This is a genomic window from Mesorhizobium sp. M1A.F.Ca.IN.020.06.1.1 (genome assembly GCF_004023265.1).
GTDB lineage: Bacteria > Pseudomonadota > Alphaproteobacteria > Rhizobiales > Rhizobiaceae > Mesorhizobium.
The window spans coordinates 1-6361 of the sequence record NZ_RZSR01000268.1 but is presented as its reverse complement, the minus strand read 5'-3'; the positions used below and the strand labels follow the sequence as shown (position 1 = coordinate 6361).

At 59.8% G+C, this 6361-nt stretch carries 6 protein-coding genes and 2 pseudogenes; 6 read left to right on the top strand and 2 right to left on the bottom strand.

Annotated features, from left to right (window positions below; translation table 11 throughout):
- The 4 genes and pseudogenes from EOA60_RS14140 to EOA60_RS14130 all read left to right on the top strand — a co-directional run.
- The coding region (locus EOA60_RS14140) for an MFS transporter (protein WP_128311501.1) at positions 1 to 1354 on the top strand (1354 nt) is incomplete at its 5' end.
- 149 nt (positions 1355 to 1503) lie between these two features.
- Positions 1504 to 1902, top strand: a pseudogene (locus tag EOA60_RS39870) (hypothetical protein); the annotation flags it as partial.
- Between the two features lie 190 nt (positions 1903 to 2092).
- On the top strand, positions 2093 to 2320 hold the full coding sequence (locus EOA60_RS38980) for a cold shock domain-containing protein (RefSeq protein ID WP_281060399.1): 228 nt from the start codon (positions 2093 to 2095) through the stop codon (positions 2318 to 2320).
- Positions 2321 to 2654: 334 nt separating this feature from the next.
- Entirely contained in the window at positions 2655 to 2870 is a 216-nt protein-coding gene (locus EOA60_RS14130) for a hypothetical protein (RefSeq protein ID WP_164748528.1), read from the top strand.
- A 20-nt stretch (positions 2871 to 2890) separates the two neighbouring features.
- On the opposite strand, the gene EOA60_RS14125 is transcribed toward EOA60_RS14130, so the two are convergent.
- Entirely contained in the window at positions 2891 to 4876 is a 1986-nt protein-coding gene (locus tag EOA60_RS14125; protein WP_128311502.1) for an EAL domain-containing protein, read from the bottom strand.
- Positions 4877 to 5178: 302 nt separating this feature from the next.
- Here EOA60_RS14125 and EOA60_RS38975 point away from each other — a divergent pair.
- Positions 5179 to 5306: pseudogene (locus tag EOA60_RS38975) on the top strand (IS1 family transposase); the annotation flags it as partial.
- A 211-nt stretch (positions 5307 to 5517) separates the two neighbouring features.
- Here the strand turns inward: EOA60_RS38975 and EOA60_RS14115 are convergent.
- Positions 5518 to 5820: an SDR family oxidoreductase gene (locus EOA60_RS14115; RefSeq protein ID WP_127336053.1), complete on the bottom strand. Its 303-nt coding sequence runs from the start codon at positions 5818 to 5820 to the stop codon at positions 5518 to 5520.
- Between the two features lie 210 nt (positions 5821 to 6030).
- On the opposite strand from EOA60_RS14115, the gene EOA60_RS14110 reads away from it, so the two are divergent.
- Positions 6031 to 6361 (top strand): flavin reductase family protein (locus EOA60_RS14110; RefSeq protein WP_164899304.1); only part of this gene is annotated, 331 nt, incomplete at its 3' end.

The following is a 6361-nucleotide window of genomic DNA, read 5'->3' as shown; positions in this document are numbered from 1 at the left end:
GTCGTCGATCATGCTGACCGCTCTTGTGGCGCTCGGTTACTTCAATCCATGGATGATCCTGGCCTTCAGCTGCCTGGCCGGATGCGGTGCCGCCTTCACCGATCCCGCTTGGCACGCATCGGTCGGCGACATTTTGCGAAAGCGCGAAGTTCCCGCCGCCGTCACGCTGATCTCGGTCGGCTACAATGCCATGCGCAGCATTGGTCCGGCACTTGGCGGCGTCATTGTCGCCTCCTTCGGACCCCTGACCGCCTTTGCCCTGGCGACGCTGACCTATTTCGCCATGCTATGGGCGATCGGCGTCTGCAAATGGAGCGGTCGCTCTTCGCCTCTTCCGCGTGAGCCCTTGACCACCGCCATTCATGACGGGGCGCGATTCACGGCGCTCTCGGGAGAGATAAAGGCGGCAATCGCGCGCGGAACGCTTTTTGGACTGACAAGCATTTCCATCCTGGCGCTTCTGCCACTGGTTGCGCGCGATCAGCTCGGCGGCGGACCGATCGTCTACGGTGTCCTGATGGCTGGGTTTGGCGCCGGCGCCTTGTGCGCGGGCATATCCAACAACGCGCTCAGGCGAGCCCTGTCGCAGGAGCGGCTGACCACGCTGGCGTGCATCTCCTGCGCCGCCTGCTGCCTGGCTCTTGCCTTCACGCCTTCGATCGTTGTGGCAACGATCGCCTTGACACTTGGTGGGGCAGGCTGGGTCGTCACCTGGACGGGGCTTGACGTCAGCGTGCAGCTGTCGAGCCCGCGATGGGTCGTCGGACGTACGCTCTCGATCTATTCCGCGCTCGCCTCAGGCGGCATCGCTGCTGGCAGCTGGCTATGGGGCGTGGTGGCTGAAAACTACTCGCTCACCCTGGCGCTGGAAAGCTCCGCCGGCGCCCTGCTCTTGGTTGCCGCCACCGGGCTCTTGTTGCCCATTCGTCAATGGAAAGAGTCCGACCAGGATTCGCTTGGCTTCGAAACCCCGCAACTTGCCCTTGACCTGAAGTCGAGAAGCGGTCCGATCGTCGTCAAGATCGAATACGCCATACCGGAAGACAAAGTCGAAGAATTTCTGGATCAGATGCGGGAACGACGCCGGGTGCAAAGCCGTGCCGGCGCCCGGCACTGGAACCTGCAGCGCGACCTGCAGGAGCCCGTGCATTGGACGGAGACATTTCGCACGCCGACCTGGATGGACTATCTTCGCCTCAACCATCGCCTGACATCGGTGGACAAGGAACTCGACCAGCGCCTTCGCGAGTTGCATGCCGGCGGGCTTCCGCCACGCACAAGGCTTGCCATAGAGCGTCCGACCGGGGCGACGCGCAGGCGGGAGCAGTCGACAGGCTTCTTTTTCCGGCGGTGACCGTGTTCAAGCGCAAGCAACTCGCGAGCCCAGAGCTGGCTCGGCCCCCTCGAATAGAGTCTGTCACCAGGTCTGGAAGAGATCGGACGTCTGGTCACTCAGCCGCAGATTGACCCGTAGGGCACCGAATAGAGCCGCTTACGCCGCCGATGGGACCGCGCTGCGCCGAAGCTCACTGCCCCGATCGCCGAGCACCCTTGGTCAGGAAGAAGCAAACGGCATTGATCGGCCGGCCTTGTCATCCTAATCATGAAAGGAAGCACAGTGCTTTCGCTTACGCCAGCCGAGACGACATGAGCAGATACAAAGACCATCGCAAGCCTCGTCGGCATAGAGATGACGACGAGGCGTTTCCTTTTGTCGAGCCTGGTTTCGTGCCCAGCTTCTTTCAGCGCCCATCTGCCGCGGCCGCGAAGCCGGTCGAGGCTGATGTGAAGTGGTTCAATGCCAGCAAGGGATTTGGTTTCGTCAAAGTCTCGGACGGCACGGAAGTCTATCTGCCGCTCCGCGTGCTGGAAGCGGCCGGGAGCCGCGGTGTGGCGGAAGGAGTGCGTCTCAAGGTTACATTGGAAGAGACGCGAAAGGGGCATCAGGTTGCGCAAGTGTTGGAGATCATGGAAGGGATCCAGCCACCGACACAGGCGAATGCCGCTGAAGCGTCCCTGATACGGTCGGGCGCTCGGGAAGAAATCGCGGGGACTGTGAAGTGGTACAACAGCCAAAAAAGGTTTTGGCTTCATCGCTCCTGCAACCGGAGGCAAGGACGTCTTCGTCCATGCCTCCGCGCTGTCCCGCTCAGGGCTGAGCGCGTTGCTGGAGGGGCAGAAGGTGCTGTTCGAGCAAGGGCAGGGGCAAGAAAGGCACGGAGGTGCAAAGCATCCGCCTTTCGTAGCGTATTGCCAGCGGTGCGCCGCCAGTCTTCTACCGGCCGTCTCCTCGGAGGCGCTCCCTTTTCGTGACCGATGAACAGGGACATGGTGAGATGCGCGCCCTTCAAGGTACAGGCTGGCCGGCAGCCAACGCATACTCTTGGGGGGCGGGAGGTTACATGAAAGCGTTGGCCGCCGACACTGGCCGGCGCGTCAGCAAAGACGCGCGGGCAGGTAGGGCCGGAGGGGCACCTTCAATCAGGATGCCAGTTCGTGGTAAAGAAGCTGTTCTCCGGTAGCGGCTCGGTTAGACATTGCGATCTACGGCCACGAAGCATTCGCCGCGCCGGCCTGCGTTCGCACCCAGCCGAGGCACGCGGACGCGGAAAGAGCCGATCGCGCTTTCGTCCATTTGAGGGGAGGAAAGCATAATGGCTTTCAGCAAATACAGTGGCATTTTCACGTCTGCCGAGTTGGCTCTTCTCCAGAGGGTCTTTGACCAGCTCTGCATGGAGCGCCGCTTGGAGCTTGACGACGCAGACCAAAGGGACCGACTTGCCCAAGAGGTCATCCAAGCGTTCGAGAATGGCGTCACCGACGAAGTGGAGCTGTTGGCGATTTCGAAGCGTCGCGCAGCGCGGGCGTGAAGCCAGTTTCCCCGCGCTCTTCATGGGTCTCCCGCCGGCTTTTCGGTTTCCTGCGCCTCCTCCTGACCCAGCGGCTTCGTTGTAATGACAGGAATGTCATCCATCGGGATAGGTTTTCCGATCAGATAGCCTTGAGCTTCATCGCATCCGAAGCGGCGCAGACAGTCGAGCTGTTCGGGAGTTTCCACACCTTCGGCCGTGACCTCAATTCGAAGTTCGTGCGCCAGCTGAATCAACGATCTTACAATCGCGGCGCAGTCCGCATCGACTAGCATATCCTGGACAAAGGAGCGGTCGATCTTCAGCCGTGAAAGAGGCAATTTGCGCAGATATGTAAGGGAGGAAAAGCCGGTGCCAAAATCGTCAAGAGCGACCGTGACGGATAGAAAGCTCAGCGATTGCAATAAAGAGATGGCGTCTTCAAAATGTGAAATCAGCACCGATTCCGTGATCTCGACCTCAAGTCGCTTCGGCTCCAGACTGGTCTGAGACAACGCCATTGCTATCCGATCCAACAATGCCCTGTCCTTAAGCTGGACTGCCGACAACTTGACGGAGACCCGCAAGTCGCACGGCCATTGCGCCGCGGCCATGCAAGCCGTCTTGACGGCCCAGTGTCCGATGCCGTGAATCAATCCAGTTTCTTCAGCGATCGATATGAACTCCGACGGAGGGATGGCGCCCAGTGTCGGATGCTGCCACCGCAAAAGCGCTTCAAAACCTCGAATGCGATCACTCACCAGGTCGAGGAAGGGTTGAAAGGCCAGCGAAAGCTGGTCGTTGGCCAGCGCCGATGCCAGATCGCATTCAAGGGCGTGGCGCCTTGCAGCCGCTGCATCGTCACTTGCGCTGAAAAACTGGATGGAGCCTGGTCCCAGCGTCTTAGCCCTGTGCAGCGCTGTGTCGACGCGCCGCAGGAGTTGGTTGGCGTCCAAACCGTCGGTGGGCGCCAAAGCGATACCAATAGAGGCCCTGCAATATATTTCGCGTCCTTCGATCAGAAAGGGCGCGTGTATGGCGTCTATGATCTGTTTGGCCAAGCACCTGATGTGATCAGGCCTGATATCACGCGTGGCGATGATTGCAAATTCGCCGCCCTCCAACCTGGCGATGCCATCACTCTCCCGTGTCGATTTGCGAAGTCGCGCAGCCACTTCAACCAAAACGGCATCCGCGATTGCGCGGCCAAAGTGCTCATTCACCTCGTCGAAATTGCTAAGATCGAACAAAAGCAGCGCAAAGTGCTGGTCAAACTGCTTTGCGCCCTCCAGGGCGTTGTCCAGCCGCTCGTTGAAGCTGAACCGGTTTGGCAAACGCGTCAGAACATCCCTGCGAATGGCATTTTCGCTTTCCGCTTGGAGGATGCAGCGCTGGGTAAATTCGAATGCGTGAGCAAGCACTGCACGAAACAGCGTGATGGCGTAGCTCACCACCAGGATTGCGACGGGCAGATTGACGGCGTCTTCCATCCACACGATCGCGACCGTCGAGCCGACGAAGATCGGCAGCGTATAGGCGATGGCCGCAATCGGTATCGTGTAGAAGGACGCGGCACCGCCTGCGATCATCCCCGCGCTCAGGCAGGTGATGACGACCTGGTCCGCACTTGTTGCCGTGCCGAAGAACAGCACGGGAAGCGCACCCCACCAGGTGCCGAACAGGAGGGCGTTGCGCACCAGGTTTTGCGTTGTCCGGCGAGACACCGACCTTGGTTTGACCGACTGAAACGATGCTCTCGCCCTCAGGCCTACGAAGCCAGCGGCGACTATGATGACACTTGCCCAGACGATGGCTTTCGTTTGGTCGGGCGAGCCCCAAACCGCCATGACAAAAGTCACTGCATTGAGGATGTTCGCAAGCATGCCAAGAAGCGTGTTGCGAAGCACGATACTGACCTGCTCCGCCCTGATGCGGCCGGCAAGCGGTTCGATCGTCGAGGGACCGCCAAAGAAGCGCAGGTCTCCCGCCAGAAGGTCGCCGAGCCTTGCGGCAGACAGACGCTGCATCACTCTTTCACTCCCCGCGGTAGAGTAGTCAGCGGCGTGTTGGCCGCTCCCCTAGCACTGAACAATTCGGAAAAAGTAAATTTCGACCGCAAATCCTTTATCTTTTGATTGTCCCACCCGGCAGCCACCGAGATACTCGCCGCAGTAGCTCAAGGCTTTTTCCTCGGGACATGGCTTTTAGGAGCGGACTGACTGGATTTGGCCAGCGAACGAGCATTGCGAATCCTGCCGAGACGTTTGTTGCTTTCAACGATAGCCGCCACTATGAAGCAACACTTCGCCGTTCAAGCCGCTGGGTGAGGACGGCCATTGATGCCGATACCAAGCTTGTATGTCGTGGCTGGTCGGTGGACGCGACAGCGAATACGCGATGGCCTTCATTGACGACCTGTCGCGTCGTCTCGCCAACCGCGTCCAACTGACCAGCGACGATCCTGTCGTCCGCTATGTCGGTCCTGCCTCATGTTGTTCGAAAAAGGTGAGCACCCCATGCCCATGGGATTCCAACGAACTTCCGGCGAAGCCTTGGGAGTTGTTCGCCAGCGATCGGAGACGTTGGCCTCATCGCCCGTGGCTGCTAGCTCGCCCTTCTGGGCTGCGCCTTTCGCCTCGCGCCGGTCAGCACAGCCTGCCGCTGCGACCTACTTGCCACAAACTTGGTGGCTCCGTTTCGTCGCTCCGTACACGCTATCGCGCACTATATCCACCATCATCAAAATGTGTCCGGTGATGAACGAAACGCTGGAGCCGGCTAGATAGAGGATCGCGTCAGCGATTTCGCGGGGTTCGGCCCAGCGGCCAATCGGATGCGCGCCCTTGATGGTGGCCTCGCCCGCGGCCGGATCATCCAACCCCTCAAGGTAGCGAGTCAAGAACGGCGTATTGATTGACCCTGCTCCCACGGCATTCACGCGGATGCCACGTGAAGCATAATCAACGGCCATTTGTCGCACGAGTTGGAGGAGGGCGGCGCGGCCTCAACCCGCGATACCTGTCACAGGATCAAATCGCGGATCTGGTCGGACACTTCCCGCTTCCGGGTCCAGATGGATCGCACGACCATCACTAGGCACGGCAACTTGACCTAGATGAAAGAGCAGGTTGACGGATTGTAGACAATCTGCAATATTTACGACGGAACGAGGAAACAGAAGATGCTCTCGCAGGATTTGAAGACCGAGCGTTTTCGACAGTCGATGCGTCGCGTGGCGTCCACGGTCTGCGTCATTTCGTGCAGGCACGATGGGCACCGGTACGGCATCACCGTCACGTCGGTCACGCCGCTTAGCTTCGCTCCGATTTCGATCCTGGCCTGCGTCAATCGCAATTCGTCGATCAGCGTTCCGCTCAAGCAGGAGGGGCGATACTGCATCAAAGTGCTTAGCGCCTCGCAAGCCGACATTTCCCACTCCTTCAGCGGCGGGAGACCTACCGAAACCCGCTTCGACATCGGCGAGTGGGCCGGAAAGGAGGACGTTCCCTACC

Bases quoted from the DNA above. Each gene is read 5' to 3' on its own strand.
- EOA60_RS14130 (WP_164748528.1), top strand. From the start codon at position 2,655: ATGGCTTTCAGCAAATACAGTGGCATTTTCACGTCTGCCGAGTTGGCT.
- EOA60_RS14125 (WP_128311502.1), bottom strand. From the start codon at position 4,876: ATGCAGCGTCTGTCTGCCGCAAGGCTCGGCGACCTTCTGGCGGGAGAC.
- EOA60_RS14115 (WP_127336053.1), bottom strand. From the start codon at position 5,820: ATGGCCGTTGATTATGCTTCACGTGGCATCCGCGTGAATGCCGTGGGA.